This window comes from Glaciecola punicea (genome assembly GCF_001756615.1).
GTDB classification, from domain to species: domain Bacteria; phylum Pseudomonadota; class Gammaproteobacteria; order Enterobacterales; family Alteromonadaceae; genus Glaciecola; species Glaciecola punicea.
Genome location: NZ_LZXY01000005.1, coordinates 98,126 through 124,017, shown reverse-complemented (window position 1 = coordinate 124,017; position 25,892 = coordinate 98,126). Strand labels below are relative to the sequence as shown.

Sequence of the window (25,892 nt, the reverse complement as noted above, 5' to 3'; positions counted from 1 at the left end):
TAGGATTTTGCAACTTGATTAGCGCAGACTTAATTACCACTGGCATATTTACGACGCGCATTTAATTGCTCAGCAAGTACTCTTATTTCTGGCTTGGTAAAAATATCTTCCAAGTCATGACTCAACTTACGCCGCCAATTAGGGTATTCATTAAATGTACCGGGAATGTTAACAGGTTTATCCATTTGCAACCAATCTTCTAACTGCAAACTAAGCAAGGCACTCGTGCCGGCCGCCATGTGCGTCTGCATACCAAAGTTGAGCGCTTGCGTCATGCCCACGTGGTGCACATCCAAGCTAATTGAATGAGGAATAGCACCGTGACCGTGTAAACTATCTAGTATATGCTGCTTATTTTCATGCCGGGTGTCGTATAGCGTTTTTAGCATCTCTGCGTCTGGGTATATGCCAAGTTCTTTGCCTTGCGCCAAATCATCGCAGTGCCAATAGCCGCTCAAAGTGGGCATATCATGGGTGGTTAAGGTTGACATAGACTGCACAGGATAATGCGACGGAGAATAAAATCCTCCATCGTGGGCCTGTTCAAAAAAGAAAAGCCGATATGAATATATGCCGTTAGCCTCAAGTTTTTCGCGTATAGCGTCAGGAACAGTGCCCAAATCTTCTCCTATCACCATACTTTTATGACGAACACTTTCCAAGGCCAAAATAGCAAGTAGGTCGTCTACTGGATAATTAACGTATGCGCCTTTCGTGGCATTGTTTTCTTTATGCACCCACCATAAACGCAACAGCGCCATTACGTGATCTATACGCAGCGCACCAGAGCCTGCCATGTTTGAAGAGAACAAGTCGATAATAGGTTGATACTGCTGTTCTTGCATAACACTAGGTATCATGGGCGGCAAGCCCCATTTTTGCCCCAATGGCCCAAGTACATCAGGCGGTGCGCCAATGCTAACATCAGTGCAATACAGATCTTTATTACCCCAAATTTCGGCGCCGCCCTCGCTCACGCCCACGGCTAGGTCGCGATATAAGCCAATTTCCATACCAGCCTTAATAGCAGCCTTACTAGCTGTTGCAAACTGATCAGCGGCTACCCATTGCAAGAACAAATAAAACTCAACTAGTTTCTTTTCTTGCTTAGCAAACTGAGCAACTTCAGGTGAATCTGCACTACTGTATTGCTGCTCAAATGCTGGCCATCCCCAGTGTTCTTTGCCTTCTTTTTTTAAGGTATTTTGCAATGCTTCGAAAGTGGCTAAGGTGTGTAGACTTTTGCCGCCTGTTTTAATAAACGCTTTAAAGGCTTCATTTTGAGGTGATTTTTTGCTTAGAAATTGTTTTTTATACTCAGTGAATATCAGTGATAAAACAGTATGCTTAATGTCAGCCACACCTGCATAGTCAACAAAATCGACTTCACGTAGTTCAATCAGTTTGTGCTCAATGTTATTTTCCTGCATCCAGCTTTGCACTGCGTTTGATGTGAAACCGTCGATGATGGTCACATCAATGTACAAATAATTGAGCCAGCGGCGCGAGCTTGGTCCATAAGGGCTACATATATTTGGATTAACCGGGTATAAAGCATGAATAGGATTTAGGCCAATGAAGTCTGCGCCTAAAACAGCCAACTCATTTACTAAACGACTTAGATCAGTAAAGTCACCTATGCCCCAGTTGCGCTGGCTACGCAAGCAGTAGAGCTGGACGCTCAAGCCCCATATTTTTTTGCCTTGGCGAATGTCTTTTGGAATAAAGCAGCGAAGGGGCGCAATAATAAGATTGCTTTTGCTCATTATTTTGCGGCCCATTAGCAACTGTAGTTCATGGTAACCAAGGGCCTTATTTTTTTCTGCATAAATATCTTTTTGCACGTTTAACGGAAGCTCAATGAGGTATTCTTGCCATTCTAAACCTTCAATTTCTCGCGCTGCTAAGAGATGCGCATCAACAGGTGTAAATTTATAGATAATCGACTTACCCGATTCCAGCACAAATTTAAAGGTGTGAAGCTTAGCTGCGTTGCTAATAGATGTGCGCATATTAACCGTCAGTTTGGCGCCTATTCTTAGCACAAGAACAGGCGCCAGCGGGCGTAACCAATAATCAGAGGCTTGGGCTTCGAGCTGCTGCGCTAAGATGTTTTCGTCGTCTACTTGATAGCCCATCGATTTGAGCAGCTCTTGTTGGGTTTCACGCTGGATTATCGCTGGTTTACCCCATGCGTCTATATAATTAGAACCTATACCTTGTTGCTCAATTAAATAGTCTGTTAGTTGTGTCATTATTGTATAAATCCCAAGTGGCTTTAGCTTTTATGAAAATTGTTTACTAAAAAATCGACAGCGGCAGCAAATGAAGTAGTCGCCTACTGCTAGGATCACATACTTTATGGCCTTAGTGAACTACTAGCGCGCATCGTATCGTTTCGCTTTGATCAGTTAATTATCTCATGCATATTATAATATTAAGGAAGGCAGTAATCACTTTATTTCATTGCCTACTGTATATGTAATAAAACAACAGATGCCAATAAAACTTTGCTTTATAGTAAAATATTGTGCATAATTTCGTAATTAAATTACAAAAAAATAGAGAGCATCATGACAATTAAATTAGGAATAAATGGCTTTGGCAGAATTGGTCGCTTAGTAATGCGTGCGGCCATGGCACGCAACGACATAGAAGTTGTGGCAGTAAACGATTTAATAGACATTGACTATATTGCCTATATGCTTAAATACGATTCAACACACGGTCGCTTCAACGGCAGCGCTGACGTAAAAGACGGCCATTTGCTCGTAAACGGTAAAACAGTGCGTGTTACTGGTGAGCGTGATCCCGCAAATCTAGCGTGGGACGATGTTGGCGTCGATGTGGTAATTGACGCAACGGGCATATTCCTCACACAAGAAACCGCACAAAAACATATTGATGCGGGTGCCAAAAAAGTCGTTTTATCTGCACCTAGTAAAGATGCTACGCCTATGTTTGTTATGGGTGTAAACCATAATGATTACGCGGGAGAATTAATTGTATCTAACGCTTCTTGCACAACCAACTGTCTAGCGCCTATTGCAAAAGTACTACATGATAGTTTTGGTATTAAAGACGGCTTAATGACGACCGTGCATGCTACTACCGCCACACAAAAAACGGTCGATGGCCCGTCTTTAAAAGATTGGCGCGGCGGCCGTGGCGCATTGCAAAACATCATTCCTTCATCTACTGGCGCTGCCAAAGCCGTTGGAAAAGTAATACCTGCCTTGAATGGCAAGCTCACGGGTATGGCACTGCGCGTACCTACTGCAAACGTATCGGTAGTAGATTTAACTGTCAATTTGTTAAAGCCAGCTAGCTACGATGAAATTTGCGCAGTTATGAAAACAGCCGCTAACGGCGAGTTAAAGGGCATTTTGGGTTACACTGAAGACGCAGTTGTGTCTAACGATTTTATTGGCGATACTCACTCTTCTGTGTTCGATGCCGCTGCAGGTATCGCACTTACTGACACCTTTGTGAAGGTGGTATCGTGGTATGACAATGAGATGGGCTATTCACATAGGGTGCTTGACTTGGTTGCGCATATCTCTAAATAATAATGTAGCACACTAGGCATTACCTTAAAAAGCGACCTCGGTCGCTTTTTTATTGATTAGGAGATATCCATCTATGCAACACCAGTCGCAAGGCCAGACAGAAATAGTAAACGAGTGTCTAGCGGTAATAGATAAAGTAGGCAGCGTAGATATTCAGCAATTGGAGCGTTATGGCCATTGTTTAATCTTGGAAAACGCCTATTGCCGCGTGGTAATAAGCCTCTTTGGTGGACAGGTTTTATCGTATATTAATAAGTTTGATAATAAAGAAAGGCTATGGCTAAGTAAACTGGCTATTTTTGATGGCAAAGCCCCAATCAGAGGAGGCATTCCTATTTGCTGGCCTTGGTTTAGCAACCACACAACAAATGCTGATTATCCAAGTCATGGATATGCGCGTACGCAAATGTTTCGCCTGTTAAATGCACAAGAAACAGCAAGTAGCAATAAGATACATAGCACTAGCGTCACCTTAGTACCCTCTCAATTAGAACAATATGCTTACTCAAATATTGATATGTCATTAGTTGTTACACTCAGTGACAGGCTGTGCGTTGAAATAGTTTCCACAAATAAAGGCTGCGAAGCAGTTTTGCTAACGCAGGCATTGCACAGCTACTTTTTAGTTGACGACATTCATCAAGTTCACCTTAGCGGTGTTAATACGCCTTATGATGATAAAGTCAACGCTACTAAAAACAACAAGCCGCCAGATGTTTACAATTTCACAAAAGAGGTGGATAGGATCCATCTCTTTAATCACCTTCTATACACACATAAGCAGACAATAAATATATGCAAAACACACGCTGCACCGCCTCAAAACAGCCAGCATATGGTTAGTCAAATGATAGAACAAACCGGACACGATGCTACTGTTGTATGGAACCCGTGGGTTGATACATCAGCGGCCATGAAGGATATGCAAAACAATGGTTATAAAACAATGCTTTGTATAGAGGCTGCAAATACAGCGAATGCAAAAAAACCACTAATACTAGGACCGCTTCAAACCCACAAACTATCGCAAACAATATTTTAAAATGAAATAAAAGAGGTCAAAACTAAATTTAAATAGCCATCGCTTTTTTAGCTAGCGCGGTGAGTACATGCCACTGCTTGTTTTCGATAGCATCGTTTGGTACGAGCCATGAGCCGCCTACACACGCTACGTTAGGTAAGGCGAGATATTCTTTATAATTGTCGGGACCAATACCCCCGGTGGGACAAAATATAGTATTGGGGAAAGGGCCGCCGATAGATTTAAGTGCTTTAACGCCGCCGGCTGCTTCTGCCGGAAAGAACTTCAGATGATCGTAACCGGCATCATTTGCTTTCATCAAATCAGAAATATTGGAAACACCTGGAATAAGTGGAATACTGCCTTTTATTCCAGCGCTTAATAAGGCTTCTGTTAAGCCGGGACTTATGGCGAATTTTGCGCCAGCGTTGGTCACCGCTCTTAATTGCTCTTCGTTTGTAACCGTGCCTGCACCAACGTAGGCTTCGGGTAATTCTTTTGCAATGGCTTCTATTACCGCTAATGCTGCTTTAGTGCGTAAGGTAACTTCAAGCACATTGATACCCCCGGCTAAAAGGGCACGGGCAATGGGTAAGGCATCTTCCAGTTTTTCTACCACAAGCACAGGTACTATCGGGCCTTGACTAAATACATCCGCTGAGGTGATGGTCCAGTTATTCATATTCATTCGTTCTCTACAGTATGTTGTATAAGGTAAGCCAAAGCTCCTAACAAGCCATGGTCAGGCTCTCTAATTAAATAAGTGGGAACATTCTTAACGTAGTAGGCAAATTCCCCTTTTGCTTCAAATCTTGCCCTAAAATCACTTTGTAAGAAATAATCACCTAAATGACCCGTTACACCACCGCCAATAAAGATACCGCCTGTGGTACAAAGGTTTAACGCTAAATTACCTGCAAAGCTGCCCATTATGCGGCAAAACTGCTTTATGGCTAGCGCAGCCATTACGTCACTGTTGTCTAATCCAGAGGCGGTAACACTGGAAGGGTTTTTAAGCCTAATTTCATGACCATAGTGCAGGCAAAGCGCGCTGTAGATGTTTACAATCCCCCGCCCAGAGAGTACTTCTTCAGCAGACGCGCGACCGTACTTCTTCTGCAGGTACTGCCATATTACTATGTCGATTTCGTCGGTAGGCGCAAAATCAACGTGACCACCCTCACCGTCTAACGTTTTCCAGCCGCTAGACGTCCACGTTAAATGCTCAACACCTAAGCCCGTTCCTGGACCAAAAACCGCAATGTTGCCGTGCTCTTTCGCACTGCCTTGGCCAAGCTGAATCACCTGATTATGAATTAGCGTAGGCAGTGAGTGAGCAACCGCAGTAAAGTCGTTGATAACATACAAGTTATCTAGTGCCAGTTGGGCTTTGAGCTTAGTTTGTGAAAACGCCCATGAATGATTAGTCATTTTCACAAGGTCATTACTGACAGGGCACGCAATGGCAATACAACCTGCACTAAAATGATCGCTAGTGGTATTTTCCTGAAACTGCAAAATAGCTTCGCCGATGCTGTCAAAATCAGCGCATAAGTATTTCTCTATTTTAGCTACCTTGCCATTTTCTATAAGCGCTAACCTAATATTAGTGCCGCCTACGTCAGCTACAAAGCGGTGCGACATCTCAAAGCAATCCTGAATCTAGTTTGTCTTGCTCAATAAATAAAGAACAGGCACCCTGTTCTGCACCCGTTAAGGTTGAACGCATACCCGCAAAAAGCTCTCGGCCCATACCTTGATGACTGGCTGTTAAATCTAGGCTTGCTTGGGTGCGAGCGGCTAAATCGACTTCACTAACGTGCAGGGTCAACTTACCCGTTGAGGTGTCAATTTCAATTAAGTCGCCGGTGTTAATTTTACCAATAAGACCGCCTTTAAATGCCTCTGGTGTTAAATGTATGGCGGCTGGCACTTTGCCTGATGCGCCCGACATTCTGCCATCAGTTACCAAGGCGACTTTAAAGCCCTTGTCTTGCTGTACGCCCAAGGGCGGCGTTAAACGATGTAATTCAGGCATGCCTATTGCCGCAGGTCCTTGAAAACGCACCACAACCACACAGTCTTTATCAAGCTCACCTGACTTGAACGCTGCGTCAAAAGAATACTGGTCTTCAAATACAACCGCGGGTGCTTTGATTTTACAATGCGGTTCACGCAGCGCCGATGTTTTCATTACCGCACGCCCTAAATTACCCGTAAGCACCGACAAACCGCCATCTGGTTTGAATGGATAGTTGATGTCAGCAACCACCTCCTTGTCGAAAGATTCTGCAACCCCTTCAACCCACGTAAGCTCTCCATCTACAATGCGCGGTTCTTGGGTATATCGCTCAAGACCGTAACCACAGATTGTGTTTACATCGTTATGCAATAGCCCTTTGTCTAGCAGTTGTTTAAACAATAAAGACATGCCACCCGCGGCGGTAAAGTGATTAATATCGGCTGAGCCATTAGGGTAGATACGCGTAATTAAAGGAATAGCGCTTGATAAATCAGCAAAATCGTCCCAGTTTACAATCAAACCTGCTGCCCGAGCGACAGCCACCAAATGCATCGTATGATTAGTTGAACCCCCTGTGGCTAATAAGCCAACAAGACCGTTAACCATCGCTTTAGCATCGACTATATGACCAATAGGCATGTAGTTATCGCCTAAGTCGGTTAATCGTGTTACTTGTCTAGCGGCGGCGCCGGTTAGGGCTTCTCGTAGTTCAGTACCAGGATTCACAAAAGATGAACCTGGTAAGTGTAGACCCATCATTTCAACCACTAATTGGTTACTGTTTGCGGTACCATAAAAAGTGCATGTTCCTGGTGAATGATATGACTGTGACTCCGCGTCAAGCAGCTCCTCGCGACCTACTTTGCCTTGCGCAAATTCTTGCCTAATGCGCGCTTTTTCTTTGTTAGGTAAGCCTGATGGCATCGGCCCTGCAGGCACAAAGATAGTCGGTAAATGGCCAAAACTTAGGCCGGCTAAGAGTAAACCAGGCACTATTTTGTCGCAAATGCCCAGCATAAGCGCACCGTCAAACATATTGTGAGAAAGGCCAATAGCGGCGGCCATTGCAATATTGTCGCGGCTCATTAAGCTCAATTCCATACCGGGATTACCTTGTGTAACGCCATCGCACATAGCCGGCACACCGCCAGCAAACTGTGCAACGCTGCCTACTTCAGAAATCGCTTTCTTGAGTTTTTGCGGATAATCTTCATAAGGTTGATGCGCGCTTAGCATATCGTTGTATGACGACACAATAGCAATGTTTGCTTTGATCATGTTGCGCAAGTCAACTTTGTCTTCTTTGCCACACGCAGCAAAGCCATGAGCCAAATTGCCACACGACAGCTCGCCTCTTAATGGGCCCTGCTTGCGCGCACGTTCAATTTTGGCTAGGTAAGCAGCTCTTGACACTTGGCTGCGTGCTATAATTCGGTCGGTTACTTCTTGTATCATAGTATTCATATAAATTCCTCACGGTGACCACATTAGATTAACATTAGCGTGCTGGCATACGGCTATTATGGGCTTCTCTAACTCGGAAAAGTTAGCTAAGGCATCGTCTAATATGGCTTTCTTCTTTGTGCCTGTTAAATGCAGAAAAACCTGCTTTGCATTTACAATTTTTGCCAACGACATAGACATCCGCTGATGCGGCGCGGTAGCGGGTGTTGTCGCAATTGCACTTAAGCTACGCGACAAATTCAAGCCTTCACTTATTTGCTCACTACAGGGGAAAAGCGAGGCGGTATGACCGTCTTCGCCCATGCCTAAAATCAAAACATCGAAAGACTCATCGATAGCATCTACACGTACACTTACCTCACGTTCTGCGTCTTGTGGATCTTTGTGCGAGGTTGTCAAGCTCACAAAAGTAGCTATCGAAGCTTTATTTAGCAATAAGTTTTCACGCACTAATTTCTCATTGCTGTCAGGATGACTCGCATTTACCCAACGTTCATCAGCAAGGGTGATCACTACCTTGTCCCAGGCTAGGTCTATCTGCGACAGCACCATAAATAGTGGTTTAGGTGTTGTTCCCCCACTTACCACAAGCGAAGCTCTGCCTTTTTCAACAATGGCCTTAGCTAGCGCCTCAATGATTCTTTTAGCAAATGCTTTCGTTAAATCATGTGCTGAGTCAAATTCATTTAATATCAGTGCCATAAATAGTCTTACTTCTTTCTCTTGATTTTACTTTCATACCAGTTACGTTCTTCACGCGCTAGTAAAGCGATAGAAGAAACAGGCCCCCACGTTCCAGCCTGATATGGTTCTGGCGGTTCATTGGTCTTGTTCCAGGCTGTCATAATAGAGTCGACCCATTTCCATGCCTGCTCTACTTCATCGCGTCTTACAAATAATGCTTGATTGCCTATCATTACCTCGAGCAAAAGCTTTTCGTAGGCGTCGGCAATTCTGCGATCGCCAAACTCTTCTGAAAAACTCAAATCAAGCTTGCTTTTTTGCAAGTCCATCGATCCTGAACTAGTTAAGCCCGGCACTTTATTCATCACCGTGACCTCAACGCCTTCTTCGGGCTGCAGCCTAATTACCAGTTTATTGGCAGGTAATGAGGCAAAACTATCGCTGAATAAATTATGCGGCTGACGCTTAAAATAAATGACGATTTCGCTTACTTTGGCCGGCAGACGTTTACCAGTGCGTAAATAGAACGGCACACCAGACCAGCGCCAGTTGTCTATTTCAGCCTTAATGGCCACGAACGTTTCGGTTTTACTTGTTTCAATGGCATCGGGCTCTTCTAAATACCCTGGCACTTCTTTACCAGCAACAAAGCCTAAGCCGTACTGACCGCGTACGGTTTTTTGAGCAACGTTACTTGCATCTATTGTGCGCAGCGCTTTCAATACTTTTAGTTTTTCGTCACGAATACTGTCTGCGTCTAGGGTGGTAGGTGGCTCCATCGCAATAAGCGACAGGATTTGTAGTAAATGGTTTTGCACCATATCGCGCATTTGACCTGCGCTGTCAAAATAACCCCAACGGCCTTCAATTCCGACCGACTCTGAGACACTAATTTGAACATGATCGATACAGTTATGATCCCAGTTCGTGGCGAAAATAGAGTTAGCAAATCGCAGTGCAATTAGATTAAGAACGGTTTCTTTGCCTAGGTAGTGATCAATTCGATAAATTTGACGCTCTTTAAAAAACTCAGCCACTTGATCATTGATAACCTCAGACGATTTAAAGTCATGCCCAATGGGTTTTTCCAGCACCACGCGTACCGTTTCGTCAATAATACCGGCTGCATCCATTCCTTTACAAATATCACCAAACAAAGACGGTGGTGTAGCAAAATAACATACCATCAATCTTTGCGAATCGACGTGCTCGCACAATTTTTTATAATCTTCGTGATTCACCATATTAATCATGGCGAAGTCGAGCCTTTTTGCAAAACGCTTCCACGTGTCTTCGCATATTTCTTCGCCTAAAAATTTGACGATGTTTTCACGCACTGTTTTAACAAACTTTGTGTTAGACAATGTCTGCCTAGCCACGCCCGTTATGGTGGTGCCTGCATGCAGTAAGTTTGCTTTGTCTAATTGATATAAAGAAGGCAGAAGCTTACGCCTCGCTAGGTCGCCTAGCGTACCAAACAAGACAAAGTCTATCGGTTCGTACTTTTTTTCTACAACCATTGTTCGCCTCAAATAAGGTAAGCGCTGTGAAAGATGTAACAACGCCATCATAATTAGTAATTGTAGGTGTAGTAAACTACAAATGTAGTAAAATTACAAATTAATTTCGTTATTTAGGCGTCAATGACATTTGCCTATACCACCGCATAAAACAGGCAAATACCCACAAAAAAAAATAAATAAAACTCATGTTTATCAATATTTTGAATATTTATCGCAGGATTTTTAAATAGTGTTAACTAGCCAAATAACAACCTAACTGGATGTTAGCACTTCTGTAAACTTTCAGTATTTTCGTCAAAAAATTACAACAAATATGACAAAAGCAAAAATTAGCTTTATCATAGCGCTCATTATCCATTTATTACATGTAGCAAAATGATGAATGTACTAGAAAAAATATCAAGTGATATGTCTGAGTTCAGTAAGTCTGAGAAAAAAGTAGCAGAAGTTATTTTAGCTAACCCACAGTCGGCTATTCATTCTAGCATTGCGACTTTAGCGAAGTTGTCCAATGTAAGTGAGCCTACCGTGAATCGCTTTTGCAGACGCTTAGATACCAAGGGCTATCCCGACTTTAAACTGCACTTAGCGCAAAGTCTCGCAAACGGCACACCTTATGTAAATAGGCACGTAGATGAATTTGACGGCCCTGCGGAATACACCAATAAAATTTTTGAATCTACTATGGCATCGCTTGAAGTAGCGCGCCAGTCAATAGATATTGCAATGGTAAACCGGGTGGTTGATTTGCTCACCCAAGCCAAAAAGATTTCTTTTTTTGGGCTCGGCGCATCTTCTTCGGTTGCCCATGACGCCGTCAATAAGTTTTTTCGCTTCAATGTGCCAGTTGTTTATTTTGAAGACATTCTAATGCAGCGAATGAGCTGTATGAATAGTACAGAAGGCGACGTAGTAATTTTTATTTCGCATACCGGGCGCACAAAAAGTTTGGTCGATGTAGCGCAAATAGCGCGCGCAAACGACGCCATGGTTATCGGTATTACCAGCGCCGACACACCCTTAGCCAAAGAATGTAACTATGTTTTATCTTTAGAAGTGCCAGAAGACACTGATCTGTATATGCCGATGGCCTCGCGAATAGCACAGTTGACGCTAATTGACGTGCTAGCCACAGGGTTTACTTTGCGCAGAGGCAATAAATTTAGAGAAAATCTGAAACGCCTAAAAGACACTTTGCGAAGTTCTAGATACGTGAAAGATAACCTGTAGAAAAGGCAAGCTGCAAAGTGCTGTAAAAAGATACGTAATACAATTTGTCTCCATTAAATCACATTAAATCATATTAAAAGAGAGCAAAAGCAATGTCTAGTAGAGCAAAAGCAATGTCTAGAAGAACAAAAATATTGGCTACGTTAGGACCCGCAACCGACTCAAGTCAAATGATAGAAGCCATAGTGAAAGCTGGGGCTAACGTTGTGCGCATGAACTTTTCTCACGGCAGCGCGCAAGATCATATAGAGCGCGCGAAGCGGGTTCGCGAGGTAGCTAAAAAATTAGGCGTTTATGTGGGAATATTAGGTGATTTACAAGGTCCCAAAATACGCGTGTCACGCTTTATAAATGACTCCGTGGTATTGATGATGGGCCAAAAATTTGTATTAGATGCTGAACTCGGCAAATTTGACGGCACCGAAACCTCCGTTGGTATAGATTATAAGGCCCTTCCTGATGATGTAAAAAAAGACGATATCTTATTGCTCGACGACGGCCGTATTCAGCTTAAAGTCATCTCGATTGATGGTCGAAAAGTCCACACCGAAGTTACAGTGCCCGGCAAGCTGTCAAATAACAAAGGTATTAACAGACTCGGCGGCGGACTGTCAGCGCAAGCGCTTACCGAAAAAGACAAAGAAGATATAAAAACCGCAGCGTTGATGGATGTCGACTATTTAGCGATTTCATTTCCACGTTCAGGCGCAGACCTTGACTACGCTCGAAGCTTGGCAGAAGCTGCTGGCTGCTTTGCTAAAATATGCGCAAAGGTTGAGCGGGCTGAAACAGTTGCGTCCGACGAAGCGATTGACGATATCATCAGCGCTTCAGACGCGGTGATGGTTGCTCGCGGTGACTTAGGCGTTGAAATTGGTGACGCTGAGCTAGTTGGGGTACAGAAAAAACTAATTTCACGTTCTCGTCAGCTTAATAAAATAGTGATTACCGCGACACAAATGATGGAATCGATGATTGAAAGCCCAATGCCCACAAGGGCTGAAGTTATGGATGTAGCAAACGCAGTTTTAGACGGTACCGATGCGGTAATGCTATCGGCTGAAACCGCCGCAGGCAAATTCCCCGTAGAAACCGTTGCCGCCATGGCACGAGTGTGTTTAGGCGCTGAGACTCACTCAAGCGTAAAAATATCAAAGCATAGGATGGCTGAAAACTTTCAGGATGTAAGTGAAACATTGGCAATGTCGGCAGTGTATGCGGCAAACCACTTGCCCAGTATTAAAGCCATTGTTGGCTTAACCGAAAGCGGCACTACGCCAAAGCTCATGTCGAGACTTACCACAGGCCTACCCATTATTGCCATGTCTCGTCATATTCGCATTCTAAATGTGATGTCTTTATATCGCGGCGTCACGCCGATTTATTTTGATTCTACAGACTGCCTACCTGGTTTTTTAACCCGCGAAGTGGTGGAAGTCTTGAGAGAAAATAATATTTTAAATGTAGGTGATAAGTTTATTTTGACCTATGGCGATCAAATGGAAACCGTTGGTGCAACTAACGTGTGTAAAATAGTCACCGTATCGTAAAGTCATAGCCGTCGTTACAGGCTAAAAAAGGATTGAAATATTCAAAATATGCCTTAGCTACGAATGTTGATCAATGGTTGATATGCATGTATCAAATAAAGTAATTATCTTTTTTATAGCGTGTTCGTGTACCTTTTATGTAGCGCTTAATTTACACATTACCTTAAGGAAAATACAATGAGTGAACATCCTCAATACGACATAATTGTTTTTGGCAGCACCGGCTTTACCGGGCGCTTAGTCGCACAATATTTGCAAAAGACCTACAGCATAAATAAAAACAATGAAATAAAGTGGGCAATGGCGGGGCGCAGCCAAGAAAAACTTGAAAGTGTGCGAGACGAAATGCACATAAGCAAAGACATAGACCTCATTATCGCAGACAGCAATAATGAACAAAGCATGCAGTCTTTGGTTAAACGAACGAAAGTCGTTTTAACCACCGTTGGACCTTATCAAATATATGGTGAAAAACTATTAAAAGCATGTGTAGATGCCGGCACCGGCTACGTCGATTTGTGCGGCGAACCTGCTTGGATGCATCAGATGATTGCTAAATATCAAAGCGCTGCAAAAGAAACAGGCGCTGTTATTGTGTTTTCTTGTGGCTTCGATTCAGTCCCATTTGACCTAGGTGTGTACCACCTTCAAGGCCATGTAGAACAAGTTGCCGGCAGCACCTTAAACTACGTCAAAGGCCGCGTTAGAAAAATGCAGGGGACATTTTCGGGCGGCACAGCAGCAAGTTTAAAAGCTACTATTGTGGCCGCTAAGCAAGATAAAAGCATAATGCAGGCGCTGATTAATCCCTACTCTTTAGCCACGTCTGAAGTATTAGTAGAGCAGCCGCGCGGCGATAAACCTTATTTTGATGAGTCACTGCAGTCATGGGCAGCGCCTTTTATTATGGCCGCTATTAACACCAAAAACGTGCATCGCTCAAACTATTTACTCGACTATGCCTATGGTAAAATGTTTAAGTACGATGAAATGATGCTAACAGGATCCGGTGATAAAGGTGAAGCGATTGCTAATCATGTTGCAAATGATAAATCACTAGGCGGTAAAGATGGTCCTAAACCAGGTGAAGGACCAAGCGCCGATGAGCGAGAAAATGGCTTCTATGATATTTTATTTATAGGTGACCATGAAAATGGTGAAACTTACAGCGCAAGCGTTGCTGGTTATTTAGATCCTGGATATGGCTCAACCTCACGCATGATTAGCGAAAGCGCAATTTGCCTTGGGCAACTTCAAGACGGCCTAGCAGGAGGGTTTTACACCAGCGCCTCTGCACTAGGAAATGCGCTAATCGAACGCTTAGAAAAATATGCTGGGCTGGTTTTTAAAATTGAGAGTGCTTAAACACCTATATTGTTTCAAAGCCCGGGAATAGAACGACGACTAATCTAAGTCCATGTCTCAACAAACTTAGCCGTGTCTCGTGGTTTACGCGGCATTGCTTTTAACGGTGTAGTGCCTAAATATAAGAAGCCTAAAATTTCATCTTCTTGTTTGCAATCCATTGCGACTTTAACATCGTGGTTTTGTGCGTACCAACCTGTACGCCAAATACCCTGAAAGCCTTGCGCTATAGCAGCCATCTGCATCGCTTGAACAGCGCAAGCAGTGGAGGCAATCTGCTCTACTCTTGGCACGCTTTCATCTTGCGTATAGTTGCAAATTGCCACGATTACCATGGGCGCACGCATCGGCAAAGCAGGTGCGCGCTCGATAGACTCGGGGCTTGAATTTTTCTTTATCGCCGCTTGTTCAAAAATACTGCCCAATTTACGCAAGCCTTCGTCAGCGCACACAATAAAGCGCCATGGCGACAATAATTTGTGATCAGGCGCACACAGCCCGGCTTGTAAAATATTATTAAGGGCTTCACCGCTTGGTGCGGGTGCTTGAAGTCGAGGCTGTGAAGTTCTGTTAAGTAACAGTTCTAGTGCTTGCATAAGCTGTCCTTGAAAATCTAGAAGGATGATCGTTGCTGTCGTTGTAAGCGTAAAACGCTAACAATAAACATTCAACGCTAATATTATCGTTTGATTGTATATTTAATACAACGGCGGTAAAACCTATACGAAAATTTTTTTAAAATAGATTCTACGATCAGGACATCAGTCAAAGTAAAACATGACAACAAACTTTACATAGAATGCCGATAAGCCATGATCAGTACAAAAAAAGTGTGGGTATACAATGGCACGAGCGTTGCAAAATATAATGCGAAAACATCGGCCTAAAGTGCGGTATTATAAGCATAAAGCGGCTTTGTTGATGACTTTGGCTAACAACGATCATAGTATAATAGCATATGTCTTAAAAGTGTGGCTCCATCCCATGAACACAAGTCCCAATGATAAAGCACCCTTGAGTTTAAAAAAATAAAAAATACTAGCAACATAAAAATTAGGTGTAATGGCATCTAATTCATACAAGTAATAACAACTTATTACAAATTAACATTGTGTATCTATTCCCTGTTTTTAGTAGACTACACATCTAAAGAAAATAAAAGGTAACGTTAATGTCAGGAAAAAGTAGTTTCACCAAGTCGTTGTTTGTAGGGATTTGGAATGGACTTAACTTCGGCCGCCGCTTGCTGTTGAATATTTTGTTTTTAATTATCATTATTGCGATAGTAGTGGGTATTTCTACCTCCGGTTCACAAAAACCGGTGGTCGCCAAAAATAGTGCGCTTATGTTGAATCTTTCTGGCAATCTAGTGATTCAAAAAACATGGGTAGATCCAGCTGAATTGTTCATTTCACAAATAACGGGACAAGGTCAAGACGAGCAAGAGATTCTACTTCGAGACCTTATCAACGTGATTGAAAATGCAGCTAAAGATGAACGTATTGGCGCTATTGTGTTAGATCTTGATGGTTTTGGCGGCGGCGGCATGGACAAGCTTAAGCAAGTAGGTGAGGCTTTGCAGGCTTTTAAAACCTCAGGCAAACCTATTTATGCCATTGGTGACTACTTTGGACGGGCGCAGTATTATTTAGCTAGTCATGCAGACAATGTATACGTGCACCCAATGGGAGCTTTGCTAATGGAAGGCTATACACGTTACGGAACCTACTTCGCTGAAGCTTTAGAAAAACTTAAAGTGTCGACTCACGTTTTTAAAGTAGGTAAATTCAAGTCTGCGGTTGAACCTTATTTGCGCAACACTATGTCGCCTGAAGCAAAGCTTGCAAACGAGGCATGGTTAAATGAAATGTGGAGCATGTTCAAGGCAGATGTTGCGGCCTCACGCGGCTTTGACGAGCAAAACTTTGATGAAACATTTGATGAATTACTGACCAAATTTAGCGCCGTCAACGGTGACTTTGCACAATATGCACTGGCTAACAATTGGGTCGATGGATTGAGAACACGGGCACAGTTTCGCAGTGAGTTAGTCGAGCTATTAGGCGCAGCTAAAGAGGGCGAAACGTTTAATCAAGTGAGCTACAAGGCATATTCAAAGCTACTTAAACCTGCTTTTCCTAGGTCTAATCACAGCGGCGGTGACAAAGTCGCAGTGATTGTTGCAAAAGGCAATATTATGGACGGCAAACAAGACCCTGGTGCTATAGGCGGCGATAGCACAGCACAGTTGCTGCGTAAAGCGCGCAACAACGACAGTGTTAAAGCGGTTGTACTGCAGGTAGACTCGGGCGGGGGTAGCGCTTTTGCATCTGAGGTAATTCGCCAAGAAGTTGAGTTATTGAAAGCCGCCGGTAAACCAGTTGTAGCCTCTATGAGCAGCGTGGCTGCATCAGGCGGATACTGGATTTCAGTAAGTGCAAATAGAATATTTGCCGAACCTAGCACGATTACGGGCTCAATTGGCATTTTTGGACTACTCGCCACATTTGAAAACTCCTTCAACTACTTAGGCGTGAATAGCGATGGAGTCTCAACTAACGAACTTGTTGGTATGTCGGTTAACCGTCCCTTGGCTGAAGGTTATAAAGCATTACTACAAATGAACATAGAACGTGGATATGAGCGCTTTATTACACTCGTAGCACAAGAACGCGGTATGACCCTTGAAGAGGTCGACAATGTTGCGCAAGGCCGCGTATGGTTAGGCACTCAAGCACTCGAGCTTGGCCTGGTTGATGAGCTTGGCGGTCTTGAAGAAGCCGTAGCATATGCTGCTCAACTGGCTGAACTGGAAGACTTTTCACAAATTTATCTTCAACGCGAGCTAAGCGATGACGAAAAAATGTGGGCTAATTTGCTGAATAATGCCAGCGCCCTTATGTCGGGTTTAAAGATTAATTATAAGCCAAGTCCACTGATGCAGTTAGCCAAACAAGTCGAAGCGCAAACTGCGTTTATGAGCAAATTAAACGACCCAATGGCTACATATGCGATTTGTATCGAATGTACGATGGTTGAATAAATACGCCTCTAAATAAAACTTGAAAAGAGCCTATTTTACAGGCTCTTTTTTTAATAAGTACTGACTATTCTTTTTTACCTAAAGTCTGTTATCTAAAAAATGCTAGCAATTACCTTACAACACACCGCACAGGCTAGACTAAACGAGCTATTTAATACTGCTGTAAAGAAAATCGCTGTGCGCCATACTGCAGACTTATTTACACAGCCAAGCTTGATGTTTACGCAAAGAGGTAAAATAGCAGCAAGTGCCCTCCTTCAAAAAAATATTATAAAAATCAATCCAATTCTATATGCGCAAAACACAAACTATTTTATATCGCATACTATTGCGCACGAGTTAGCCCATATTATGGTTTATCAGCTATACGGATTAACCGCAAAACCTCACGGTCTACAGTGGCAAAAAATCATGCTGGAGATATTTGACGTGCCGCCTAAAGTGACGCATACACTAGATGTAAGCGCCGTGGCTATGCGCGAAGTAATCTATAAATGTGTATGCAAGGTAATACCGCTATCGCTTATTAGGCACAACAAAGTAGTAAGAGGAAAACAATCATATGTGTGCAGAAAGTGCAAAACCGTTTTAACACAATTACACTAGAACAAGTTTTTAGTGAACGCTTTATCAAGCTCTTTAAACGCGGTGCGAAGCAACACGGCGAGTTCTTTGAACGTAGGCTTTGCGCTTTGACGCTGAAGTTGACAGCCCTGCTGCTGCATTTTGGCATAAAGATCTTTGTACCAATTGCTTATTTGAGGAGGTAAAACCTGCTCGCTTCTGTGGCCTAACCACAAAATACCTTGAAGAGGTAAGCTCAAAAAGAAAATACCCAAAGTGATCGCCTGTACCAATGCCTCTAAGCCCAAGTATTGAAGCTGCATGGCGACAACAATAACCGCAATTGCTGGCATCACCTTCATACCAAACTTGGTAGCGGCAATAATTCTGCAGTCAGGGAATAACGCATAAAGCTGTTTTTGCATAGGCCAAATACGCATGTACTCTTGGCCCGATTTTAAATATGTAACCATTTTTTTCATCGCTAAAAAGCCAATATCGTTGGAAATCCACAAAATTAATATTAGCATAAAAGCAAGGCTTTACGATAAACAAAAAAAATTAATGCTTGCTAATGTGTAAATAATACTATTTGACAGACTAGACCTTCATTTAACGCTGCAATCTATCATTGACACAGTCATATGTGTGGGGGCCTGACTCATCCATAAACGTAGCGATTAAATGCAAACAGCCCAATTAAAAAACACATTAATTGCGTAATATAGTAGAATTAGGAATAACAAACCGCATTGAAATAATCGTCATCGCCCGCATATAAAAACTCGTATTAGAGTGACACACATTGGAGAGATAAATGGCTATAATCAGACACGTGCCCCTACTTATTTTGGGCTCAGGTCCAGCCGGATACACCGCTGCGGTTTACGCAGCGCGCGCTAACCTTAAACCCGTATTAATCACCGGCAGTCAGCAAGGCGGACAGTTAACCACTACCACCGAAGTAGAAAACTGGCCAGGAGACCCTGACGATTTAACCGGTCCTGATTTAATGATACGTATGCAAAAACACGCCGAAAAATTCGATACTGAATTTATTTACGATCACATCGTTAAAACAGACTTGAGCAAGCGTCCATACAGGCTTATTGGCGAAAACGCCGAGTATACCTGCGATGCACTTATTATTTGCACAGGTGCATCAGCAAAATATTTAGGCTTGCCCAGCGAAGAAGCCTTCATGGGTCGTGGCGTAAGTGCTTGTGCAACCTGCGACGGCTTTTTCTATCGCAATCAAAAGGTAGTGGTGGTAGGCGGCGGTAATACGGCGGTTGAAGAAGCCTTGTATCTATCTAACATAGCCAGTGAAGTACACGTCATTCACAGACGCGAAACCTTCCGCAGTGAAAAAATACTCATAGCGCGCTTACTCGAAAAAGTAAAAAACGGCAACGTAACCTTACATTTGAATAAAACTTTAGAAGAAATTGTGGGTGATAATGCCGGTGTAACTGGCGTTATCATTAAAGATACACAAAACAGCGATGTGACCAATATTGACGCAATGGGCGTGTTTATAGCCATTGGGCATTCACCTAACACCGACATTTTTACAGGCGAATTAGACATGAAAGGCGGCTACATAATTGTTAACAGTGGTTTACACGGTAACGCAACACAAACCAGCGTACCCGGCGTATTTGCCGCAGGTGATGTAAGTGATCATATATACCGTCAGGCCATAACGTCCGCTGGTACAGGCTGTATGGCCGCGCTTGACGCTGAGAAATACTTGGACGCGCTTGAAAAATAAACCACAAGGCGCAAGTGCTTTGAAATTAAGCGTATGATAGCGTTATTTAAGCTCAACCATACGCTTTCTTTTCCAGCGTTAGAGTTTGCGCTTGATGAGCCCAACGGTCTGCTTGCCTTTGGTGGTGACTTATCGCCGGCTAGGTTAATTGCTGCATACAAACGAGGAATCTTTCCTTGGTATAATGCACATGAGCCGATTTTATGGTGGTCGCCTTCACCACGAGCAATTATTCGAACAGAACATTTTAAAGCCAATAAAAGCTTACGTAAAAGCATACGTAAACATCGCTATACCGCGAGTTTAAACACGCGCTTTAATGACGTTATTGAGCATTGCTCAAGCGTACAGCGCCACGATCTTAATAATATTCAAGCGTCTGAAGATTCTATTTCAAGCAACACCTGGATAAGCCCAGACATGCTAAATGCCTACAAAGCACTGCATCAAAAGGGTTATGCCCATTCTGTTGAAATAACAAACGGCAGCGGTGAGCTGGTAGGCGGATTATATGGTGTAGTGGTAAGCGGTATTTTTTGCGGTGAGTCAATGTTTCATTTGCAAACAGATGCTAGCAAAGCAGCTTTTTTAGCACTTTGTACGCATATGAAGATGCATAATTTGCTTATAATAGACTGCCAATTAGTTAATCCGCATTTAGAAAAGCTTGGCTGTGTCGCTATTGACCGCAGTGAATTTATAGATTTATTATGCCAGCATCAACAAACTGTAGACTGTTGGCAAGTTCAATCCTTAAGGTTATGATAGTGGCGATCGTAATCAGCACAAAATACATATATAAAGTGAGTTTCTAACGGTGAAGTTATTAATATGAAGTTTGGTGTAACCCAATCTTTTGAATGCAGTTATATTGCCAATAGACAGGAACAGCTGCTTGTTTGTATGGAAGATCCCACCGATCTTTACCACAATTATCCGCTGCTGATACAAGCTGGATTCAGGCGCAGTGGCGAGCAGCTATATAGACCCAATTGCAAAACATGCACTGCGTGCGAATCGCTAAGAGTACCAGTAGCAGATTTTACGGCCAGTAGAAGCCAAAAACGCGTGGTAAACAAAAACAAAAATGTAGTAATAAAAGTTCTCGAGGGTGAACGTGACGATTATTATTCACTGTATGAAAAATATATTAATATTGCCCATAAAGATGGTGCAATGTTCCCTCCTTCTTATGAGCAGTATCGCAGTTTTGTCCACTGCCATTGGCAATCTCCTATTTTTATAGAAGGTAGAATAGACGGCAAATTGGTAGGGGTGGCGGTTACCGACAAGTTAACGTCGGGTTTATCAGCTCTATATACTTTTTTTGACCCTAACATGGGCAAGCAATCGCTAGGCACCTATTTTATTTTACAGCAAATAAAGCTGTGTCAAGAACTTGAGTTGCAGTACTTATATCTTGGCTATCAAATAGACGAATGCAATAAAATGAATTACAAGAACAAGTTCTATCCCCATGAACGTCACCAGCAAAATAAGTGGCTTAAATACGATAGTAAATACCCCATAAGTGAATAGGCATGGAACTTTACAGCAATCCTGATGCTCGTTTAATGCTTATTTTAGATAATAACTATAACAGGATTATCTTTACTATTACCCGTTTTTCGCGTATCGTTCGCGCGTCTGTATTTTGCGCCATTGATATACCTCGGTATATAGGCAAAGTGTGTGAACGGATTATGAACACATAGCAAAACTACTTAAGCATATCACTAGCAACATTATTTATAATAAACCGAGGTTACCCACTTAGATGGCAAAAGAAGATTGTATTGAAATGGAAGGTACCGTGCAAGACACACTTCCTAACACCATGTTTCGCGTAGAGTTAGAAAATGGACACGTCGTTACTGCGCACATCTCTGGAAAGATGCGCAAAAACTACATCCGTATACTTACCGGTGACAAGGTAACCGTCGAAATGACGCCTTACGACCTTAGCAAAGGCCGCATAATATATCGTGCTCGCTAATACGTAAATGCGTAGCCAGTAGGGCTAATTAGGTGGATTAGGCTTAGTGGTCATCAAGGCCTACAAATTACTCAAAAAAAACGCTGTCATATTGACAGCGTTTTTTGTTTTAGCCTTCAAATTGTTTACACTTCTTCACTCTTAGCGCTTTCGACCTTATTATAGGTAAAAGTCAACTTTTTATCTTTAAGTCCTACTTCAACTTCACCACCGTTAGCTAGAGTACCAAACAGAAGCTGCGATGCCAGTTCACGCTTTAACTCTTCTTGAATTAAACGCGCCATAGGTCTTGCACCCATCGATTTATCATAACCTTTCTCAGCCATATACTCGCGTGCTTGGTCAGTCACTTCTAAGGAAACGCCTTTAGCGTCTAACTGCGCTTGGAGTTCAATAATAAACTTGTCAACAACCTGCATAATGACTTGTTCATCTAAGTGATTAAACCACACAATACTATCAAGTCGGTTTCTAAACTCAGGCGTAAACGTTTTGTTTATTTCAACCATTGCATCACTGCTGTGGTCCTGCTGCTTGAAGCCCATAGACTTGCGTACTGTGGCCTGTACACCGGCATTAGTGGTCATTACCAGCACAACATTTCTAAAATCTACCTTACGGCCATTGTTGTCGGTTAGTGTGCCATGGTCCATCACCTGTAGCAGTATATTGTAAATATCGCTGTGCGCTTTCTCCATTTCGTCTAACAACACCACACAGTATGGGTTTTTAATAACCGCGTCAGTTAGCATTCCGCCTTGCTCATAACCAACATAACCAGGAGGCGCGCCTATTAAGCGGCTAACAGCATGACGCTCCATATACTCTGACATATCAAAGCGCACTAGCTCAACCCCCATTATTTTGGCCAACTGCTGCGTCACTTCGGTTTTACCTACACCTGTTGGACCTGCAAATAGAAAGTTACCAATTGGTTTTGTTTCATTGCCTAAACCAGAGCGCGATAGTTGAATGGCGGAGGACATTTGCTCAATGGCTTCGTCTTGACCAAACACCACCATCTTCAAATTACGACTTAAGTTCTTAAGTACCGACTTATCTGATGCCGACACTGATTTTTCAGGTATGCGCGCTATTTTAGATATTATCAGCTCTATGTCTGACACATTAATGGTCTTTTTACGCTTCGATGGTGGCAACAAACGCTGGCTAGCACCCGCTTCGTCAATTACATCTATTGCTTTATCTGGCAATTTACGCTCATTAATATATTTCGCAGATAGTTCTGCGGCCGCTTGCAACGCTTTTTGCGTAAAGCGCACACTATGATGCTCTTCATAACGTGACTTAAGCCCCATTAATATTTTAGTGGTGTCGCTAACACTAGGCTCTGCCACATCAATTTTTTGGAATCGTCTAGCAAGTGCTCTGTCTTTTTCAAAAATGCCTTGATATTCTTTGTAAGTGGTAGAACCCATGCAGCGCAACTCACCACTACTTAATTTCGGCTTGAGTAAGTTCGAGGCGTCCATAACACCGCCAGAGGCTGCACCCGCTCCAATAATAGTGTGAATTTCATCGATAAACAAAATGGCATCACGGTCTTTACTTAGCTCGTTTAAAATACCCTTAAGACGTTTCTCGAAATCACCGCGGTATTTAGTACCTGCCAACAGCGCACCTAAGTCTAGTGAATAAATAGTGCTTTGAGCAATAACCTCAGGCACATCGTCGTTTACTATCCTAAACGCTAGTCCTTCTGCAATGGCTGTTTTACCAACACCTGCTTCACCCACTAGTAAAGGATTGTTTTTTCGGCGTCTGCACAAAATTTGAATACTGCGTTCAACTTCCATATCTCGGCCAATGAGAGGATCAATCTTGCCTTCTTTAGCGGCAATGTTCAGATTGCTTGCATATTTTGACAGCATTGATTGATTCTCTTCGCTCTCGCTACCCGCCTCTTCATTCATTTTTTGAGAAGGCGTATCTTCATCTGGGTTTTTACTCACACCGTGAGAAATGAAGTTAACTACGTCTAATCGAGTCACGTCGGCTTTTTTAAGTATGTAGACAGCCTGCGATTCTTGCTCACTAAAAATGGCTACGAGCACGTTCGCACCTGTAACTTCGCCCTTACCCGAAGATTGAACATGAAACACTGCCCGTTGTAAAACGCGCTGAAAGCCTAATGTCGGCTGTGTTTCGCGATCAGCAGCGTCGTTTTCGCCTAACAAGGGCGTGGTTTCATTTACAAAGACGCTCAGCTCTGTGCGTAATAAATCTATTTTCGCACCACAAGCCTTTAAGGCCTCGCTCGCCGCGACATTGTCAAGTAGCAACAGTAGAAGATGTTCTACCGTCATAAACTCGTGACGTTGTTGGCGCGCAAAAACAAATGCTTCGTTAAGCGTTTGCTCTAAATCTTTATTTAACATATGTACCCCTATTGCGCTGGTTCCATCGAGCACATCAATGGATGTTGATGTTTTCGAGCATATTGATTCACTTGCATGACTTTCGTTTCTGCAATCTCTGCACTGTATATGCCACAGACTGCTTTTCCTTGATAATGTATGGTTAACATTATCTGATTTGCTTTTTCGATGTCCATAGCAAAAAAGGTCGCTAGTATTTCCACAACAAAATCCATTGGCGTATAGTCATCGTTATTTAGCATGACTTTGTACATTGGTGGAGGCGATGTTTTCTGGCGTTGCTTGTCGAGCTGCTTCTCACGCTCTATATTTATAATATCTTTACTCATAATTACTTATAATAGAAAACTGTAGCTTAGGACCACAGATTTAGTTATTTATTCAGATTTAGCTATTCATTTGGATTCTTATGAGTTTATTCAATGATAAGCTCGATATTTACTTGACAAAATCCGCTTTAAATTACTACTCTAGTTTATAAGTGATAACTTAGTTGCGTACCATACATCACTTTATCACTCATTCTTCTTAGCTAGAATGGTTATGGAGACGAACAGTAAATATTTCAAGGAATAGGAAGTACGACGATGGCAGTTGGTAAAGTAAAGTGGTTCAATAATGCGAAGGGTTTCGGCTTTATAGTCCCAGAAGATGGAGGAGACGATATCTTTGCGCATTATTCAACTATTCAGATGGACGGTTATCGATCACTGAAAGCCGGACAGGAAGTTAGCTATGAAGTACAAGAAGGTCCTAAAGGTTTGCACGCTGAAAACATTGGCTTGCCCGATAGCGACCAAGAGCCTGAGAGATAACGAATAAGAGTTAGCCTCACCCATCTGTGTACATCTGAGCTTGAACTGTGGAATAAGATAGCTTACAAGTCCAGCAAGACTCTTACCTTATGCAAAGTGATAGCTTACTTTGAAAAGCAAGTTTAACCCTGCTTTTTTTATGGTCGCTATATATAGAATATAGTCTACTTAATTATGTTATATTAATCTAATGAACCCTGAGCAAAAGAGCAAAAAGCCTTTTTACAAAATGTCAGCGACCGCGCCTCAAAAAGCATCCTCGCGCGAAAAGAGTAATCATCCTGCACGCAGCAAAATAGCAGCTGACTGTAAATCTTTTACAACGGTTCTATTCAACAAACCTTTTAACGTGCTGTGTCAATTTACCGACGAAAATGACCGAGCCACCCTTAAAGATTTTATTGATATACCTAACATATACGCCGCAGGCCGGCTTGACTTTGACAGCGAAGGCTTATTATTGCTCACAAATGACGGCGCACTTGCTAATAAAATCACGTCACCCAAGCATAAAACCAATAAAACGTACTGGGCACAAGTAGAAGGGGTCCCTAGCAAGGAAGATATACATCGCTTAGCGAAAGGTGTGCAGCTAAAAGATGGTATAACGGCACCAGCAAAAATCAACATTATGCGTGCACCAAATATCTGGGATCGAAATCCACCTATTCGACAACGCAAGCACATTCCTACAGCATGGCTATCAATCACCATTAGTGAAGGCAGAAACCGGCAGGTAAGACGAATGACAGCTCACATTGGACACCCAACGCTACGGCTAATTCGCTACGCCATAGGAAAGTGGACTTTAGACGGAGTTGACAACGGTGAGTATTTAACAATTTCAGGGGATGGCTAAAGGTAAGAGATTT

At 42.7% G+C, this 25,892-nt stretch carries 23 protein-coding genes; 13 read left to right on the top strand and 10 right to left on the bottom strand.

The window, feature by feature from the left end; genetic code table 11:
• Nucleotides 1–29 precede the first annotated feature (29 nt).
• Complete coding sequence (gene malQ / locus BAE46_RS08220) at nucleotides 30–2,255, bottom strand: 4-alpha-glucanotransferase (RefSeq protein WP_006003301.1); 2,226 nt, start codon at nucleotides 2,253–2,255, stop codon at nucleotides 30–32.
• Between the two features lie 318 nt (nucleotides 2,256–2,573).
• On the opposite strand from malQ, the gene gap reads away from it, so the two are divergent.
• Both gap and BAE46_RS08210 read left to right on the top strand, forming a co-directional pair.
• A complete protein-coding gene (gene gap / locus BAE46_RS08215) occupies nucleotides 2,574–3,569 on the top strand; it encodes a type I glyceraldehyde-3-phosphate dehydrogenase (protein WP_006003299.1) in 996 nt (331 codons plus the stop codon).
• Nucleotides 3,570–3,642: 73 nt separating this feature from the next.
• The gene (locus tag BAE46_RS08210; RefSeq protein WP_006003297.1) at nucleotides 3,643–4,611 is read left to right on the top strand and encodes a D-hexose-6-phosphate mutarotase; all 969 of its coding nucleotides are present in this window, start codon (nucleotides 3,643–3,645) and stop codon (nucleotides 4,609–4,611) included.
• 28 nt (nucleotides 4,612–4,639) lie between these two features.
• Here the strand turns inward: BAE46_RS08210 and BAE46_RS08205 are convergent, their stop codons facing one another.
• Genes BAE46_RS08205 through zwf form a run of 5 tightly spaced genes read right to left on the bottom strand, consistent with a single transcriptional unit; the run spans nucleotide 4,640 to nucleotide 10,281 of the window.
• Nucleotides 4,640–5,278, bottom strand: a complete 639-nt coding sequence (locus BAE46_RS08205) for a bifunctional 4-hydroxy-2-oxoglutarate aldolase/2-dehydro-3-deoxy-phosphogluconate aldolase (protein WP_006003295.1) — start codon at nucleotides 5,276–5,278, stop codon at nucleotides 4,640–4,642.
• Complete coding sequence (gene glk / locus BAE46_RS08200) at nucleotides 5,275–6,234, bottom strand: glucokinase (protein ID WP_006003293.1); 960 nt, start codon at nucleotides 6,232–6,234, stop codon at nucleotides 5,275–5,277. The genes BAE46_RS08205 and glk overlap by 4 nt, the downstream gene beginning before the upstream one ends.
• Nucleotide 6,235: 1 nt before the next feature.
• Entirely contained in the window at nucleotides 6,236–8,077 is a 1,842-nt protein-coding gene (edd, locus tag BAE46_RS08195; protein WP_006003290.1) for a phosphogluconate dehydratase, read from the bottom strand.
• A 9-nt stretch (nucleotides 8,078–8,086) separates the two neighbouring features.
• Nucleotides 8,087–8,779, bottom strand: coding sequence for a 6-phosphogluconolactonase (pgl, locus tag BAE46_RS08190; RefSeq protein ID WP_006003289.1), 693 nt, complete (start codon nucleotides 8,777–8,779; stop codon nucleotides 8,087–8,089).
• A gap of 8 nt (nucleotides 8,780–8,787) precedes the next feature.
• A complete protein-coding gene (gene zwf / locus BAE46_RS08185) occupies nucleotides 8,788–10,281 on the bottom strand; it encodes a glucose-6-phosphate dehydrogenase (protein ID WP_006003287.1) in 1,494 nt (497 codons plus the stop codon).
• 381 nt (nucleotides 10,282–10,662) lie between these two features.
• On the opposite strand from zwf, the gene BAE46_RS08180 reads away from it, so the two are divergent.
• The 3 genes from BAE46_RS08180 (at nucleotide 10,663) to BAE46_RS08170 (ending at nucleotide 14,429) form a co-directional block, all read left to right on the top strand.
• On the top strand, nucleotides 10,663–11,514 hold the full coding sequence (locus BAE46_RS08180; protein ID WP_006003285.1) for a MurR/RpiR family transcriptional regulator: 852 nt from the start codon (nucleotides 10,663–10,665) through the stop codon (nucleotides 11,512–11,514).
• Nucleotides 11,515–11,627: 113 nt separating this feature from the next.
• Nucleotides 11,628–13,064 carry a pyruvate kinase gene (gene pyk, locus BAE46_RS08175; protein WP_040520206.1) on the top strand — a complete coding sequence of 479 codons (1,437 nt, stop codon included), beginning with the start codon at nucleotides 11,628–11,630 and terminating at the stop codon, nucleotides 13,062–13,064.
• A 177-nt stretch (nucleotides 13,065–13,241) separates the two neighbouring features.
• Nucleotides 13,242–14,429 carry a saccharopine dehydrogenase family protein gene (locus tag BAE46_RS08170; RefSeq protein WP_006003281.1) on the top strand — a complete coding sequence of 396 codons (1,188 nt, stop codon included), beginning with the start codon at nucleotides 13,242–13,244 and terminating at the stop codon, nucleotides 14,427–14,429.
• Between the two features lie 44 nt (nucleotides 14,430–14,473).
• Here the strand turns inward: BAE46_RS08170 and BAE46_RS08165 are convergent, their stop codons facing one another.
• Entirely contained in the window at nucleotides 14,474–15,025 is a 552-nt protein-coding gene (locus BAE46_RS08165; RefSeq protein ID WP_006003280.1) for an NAD(P)H nitroreductase, read from the bottom strand.
• A 575-nt stretch (nucleotides 15,026–15,600) separates the two neighbouring features.
• On the opposite strand from BAE46_RS08165, the gene sppA reads away from it, so the two are divergent.
• Both sppA and BAE46_RS08150 read left to right on the top strand, forming a co-directional pair.
• A complete protein-coding gene (sppA, locus tag BAE46_RS08155; RefSeq protein WP_006003279.1) occupies nucleotides 15,601–17,472 on the top strand; it encodes a signal peptide peptidase SppA in 1,872 nt (623 codons plus the stop codon).
• A 99-nt stretch (nucleotides 17,473–17,571) separates the two neighbouring features.
• Nucleotides 17,572–18,078: a SprT-like domain-containing protein gene (locus BAE46_RS08150; protein ID WP_006003278.1), complete on the top strand. Its 507-nt coding sequence runs from the start codon at nucleotides 17,572–17,574 to the stop codon at nucleotides 18,076–18,078.
• Here BAE46_RS08150 and yfbV read toward each other — a convergent pair.
• Nucleotides 18,075–18,566 carry a terminus macrodomain insulation protein YfbV gene (gene yfbV / locus BAE46_RS08145; protein ID WP_083256835.1) on the bottom strand — a complete coding sequence of 164 codons (492 nt, stop codon included), beginning with the start codon at nucleotides 18,564–18,566 and terminating at the stop codon, nucleotides 18,075–18,077. The two genes, BAE46_RS08150 and yfbV, sit on opposite strands and share 4 nt — an antisense overlap.
• 287 nt (nucleotides 18,567–18,853) lie before the next feature.
• Here yfbV and trxB point away from each other — a divergent pair, with 287 nt between their 5' ends.
• The 4 genes from trxB (at nucleotide 18,854) to infA (ending at nucleotide 21,806) form a co-directional block, all read left to right on the top strand.
• The gene (gene trxB, locus BAE46_RS08140) at nucleotides 18,854–19,810 is read left to right on the top strand and encodes a thioredoxin-disulfide reductase (protein ID WP_006003276.1); all 957 of its coding nucleotides are present in this window, start codon (nucleotides 18,854–18,856) and stop codon (nucleotides 19,808–19,810) included.
• 33 nt (nucleotides 19,811–19,843) lie between these two features.
• Nucleotides 19,844–20,575, top strand: coding sequence for a leucyl/phenylalanyl-tRNA--protein transferase (aat, locus tag BAE46_RS08135; protein WP_070112325.1), 732 nt, complete (start codon nucleotides 19,844–19,846; stop codon nucleotides 20,573–20,575).
• Nucleotides 20,576–20,641: 66 nt separating this feature from the next.
• Nucleotides 20,642–21,349: an arginyltransferase gene (locus BAE46_RS08130; protein ID WP_070112324.1), complete on the top strand. Its 708-nt coding sequence runs from the start codon at nucleotides 20,642–20,644 to the stop codon at nucleotides 21,347–21,349.
• Between the two features lie 238 nt (nucleotides 21,350–21,587).
• Complete coding sequence (infA, locus tag BAE46_RS08125) at nucleotides 21,588–21,806, top strand: translation initiation factor IF-1 (RefSeq protein WP_006003271.1); 219 nt, start codon at nucleotides 21,588–21,590, stop codon at nucleotides 21,804–21,806.
• A gap of 125 nt (nucleotides 21,807–21,931) precedes the next feature.
• On the opposite strand, the gene clpA is transcribed toward infA, so the two are convergent.
• Together clpA and clpS are read right to left on the bottom strand one after the other, a co-directional pair.
• A complete protein-coding gene (gene clpA / locus BAE46_RS08120; RefSeq protein WP_006003265.1) occupies nucleotides 21,932–24,205 on the bottom strand; it encodes an ATP-dependent Clp protease ATP-binding subunit ClpA in 2,274 nt (757 codons plus the stop codon).
• Nucleotides 24,206–24,213: 8 nt separating this feature from the next.
• Nucleotides 24,214–24,534: an ATP-dependent Clp protease adapter ClpS gene (gene clpS / locus BAE46_RS08115; protein WP_006003264.1), complete on the bottom strand. Its 321-nt coding sequence runs from the start codon at nucleotides 24,532–24,534 to the stop codon at nucleotides 24,214–24,216.
• A 258-nt stretch (nucleotides 24,535–24,792) separates the two neighbouring features.
• On the opposite strand from clpS, the gene cspD reads away from it, so the two are divergent.
• A complete protein-coding gene (gene cspD, locus BAE46_RS08110) occupies nucleotides 24,793–25,020 on the top strand; it encodes a cold shock domain-containing protein CspD (RefSeq protein ID WP_006003262.1) in 228 nt (75 codons plus the stop codon).
• A gap of 190 nt (nucleotides 25,021–25,210) precedes the next feature.
• Nucleotides 25,211–25,879 carry a pseudouridine synthase gene (locus BAE46_RS08105; RefSeq protein WP_171901016.1) on the top strand — a complete coding sequence of 223 codons (669 nt, stop codon included), beginning with the start codon at nucleotides 25,211–25,213 and terminating at the stop codon, nucleotides 25,877–25,879.
• Nucleotides 25,880–25,892 lie beyond the last annotated feature (13 nt).

Excerpts from the sequence above, each read along its gene's own strand:
- malQ (WP_006003301.1), bottom strand. The coding sequence starts at position 2,255 with ATGACACAACTAACAGACTATTTAATTGAGCAACAAGGTATAGGTTCT.
- gap (WP_006003299.1), top strand. The coding sequence starts at position 2,574 with ATGACAATTAAATTAGGAATAAATGGCTTTGGCAGAATTGGTCGCTTA.
- BAE46_RS08210 (WP_006003297.1), top strand. The coding sequence starts at position 3,643 with ATGCAACACCAGTCGCAAGGCCAGACAGAAATAGTAAACGAGTGTCTA.
- BAE46_RS08205 (WP_006003295.1), bottom strand. The coding sequence starts at position 5,278 with ATGAATATGAATAACTGGACCATCACCTCAGCGGATGTATTTAGTCAA.
- glk (WP_006003293.1), bottom strand. The coding sequence starts at position 6,234 with ATGTCGCACCGCTTTGTAGCTGACGTAGGCGGCACTAATATTAGGTTA.
- edd (WP_006003290.1), bottom strand. The coding sequence starts at position 8,077 with ATGAATACTATGATACAAGAAGTAACCGACCGAATTATAGCACGCAGC.
- pgl (WP_006003289.1), bottom strand. The coding sequence starts at position 8,779 with ATGGCACTGATATTAAATGAATTTGACTCAGCACATGATTTAACGAAA.
- zwf (WP_006003287.1), bottom strand. The coding sequence starts at position 10,281 with ATGGTTGTAGAAAAAAAGTACGAACCGATAGACTTTGTCTTGTTTGGT.
- BAE46_RS08180 (WP_006003285.1), top strand. The coding sequence starts at position 10,663 with ATGAATGTACTAGAAAAAATATCAAGTGATATGTCTGAGTTCAGTAAG.
- pyk (WP_040520206.1), top strand. The coding sequence starts at position 11,628 with ATGTCTAGAAGAACAAAAATATTGGCTACGTTAGGACCCGCAACCGAC.
- BAE46_RS08170 (WP_006003281.1), top strand. The coding sequence starts at position 13,242 with ATGAGTGAACATCCTCAATACGACATAATTGTTTTTGGCAGCACCGGC.
- BAE46_RS08165 (WP_006003280.1), bottom strand. The coding sequence starts at position 15,025 with ATGCAAGCACTAGAACTGTTACTTAACAGAACTTCACAGCCTCGACTT.
- sppA (WP_006003279.1), top strand. The coding sequence starts at position 15,601 with ATGTCAGGAAAAAGTAGTTTCACCAAGTCGTTGTTTGTAGGGATTTGG.
- BAE46_RS08150 (WP_006003278.1), top strand. The coding sequence starts at position 17,572 with ATGCTAGCAATTACCTTACAACACACCGCACAGGCTAGACTAAACGAG.
- yfbV (WP_083256835.1), bottom strand. The coding sequence starts at position 18,566 with ATGCTAATATTAATTTTGTGGATTTCCAACGATATTGGCTTTTTAGCG.
- trxB (WP_006003276.1), top strand. The coding sequence starts at position 18,854 with ATGGCTATAATCAGACACGTGCCCCTACTTATTTTGGGCTCAGGTCCA.
- aat (WP_070112325.1), top strand. The coding sequence starts at position 19,844 with ATGATAGCGTTATTTAAGCTCAACCATACGCTTTCTTTTCCAGCGTTA.
- BAE46_RS08130 (WP_070112324.1), top strand. The coding sequence starts at position 20,642 with ATGAAGTTTGGTGTAACCCAATCTTTTGAATGCAGTTATATTGCCAAT.
- infA (WP_006003271.1), top strand. The coding sequence starts at position 21,588 with ATGGCAAAAGAAGATTGTATTGAAATGGAAGGTACCGTGCAAGACACA.
- clpA (WP_006003265.1), bottom strand. The coding sequence starts at position 24,205 with ATGTTAAATAAAGATTTAGAGCAAACGCTTAACGAAGCATTTGTTTTT.
- clpS (WP_006003264.1), bottom strand. The coding sequence starts at position 24,534 with ATGAGTAAAGATATTATAAATATAGAGCGTGAGAAGCAGCTCGACAAG.
- cspD (WP_006003262.1), top strand. The coding sequence starts at position 24,793 with ATGGCAGTTGGTAAAGTAAAGTGGTTCAATAATGCGAAGGGTTTCGGC.
- BAE46_RS08105 (WP_171901016.1), top strand. The coding sequence starts at position 25,211 with ATGAACCCTGAGCAAAAGAGCAAAAAGCCTTTTTACAAAATGTCAGCG.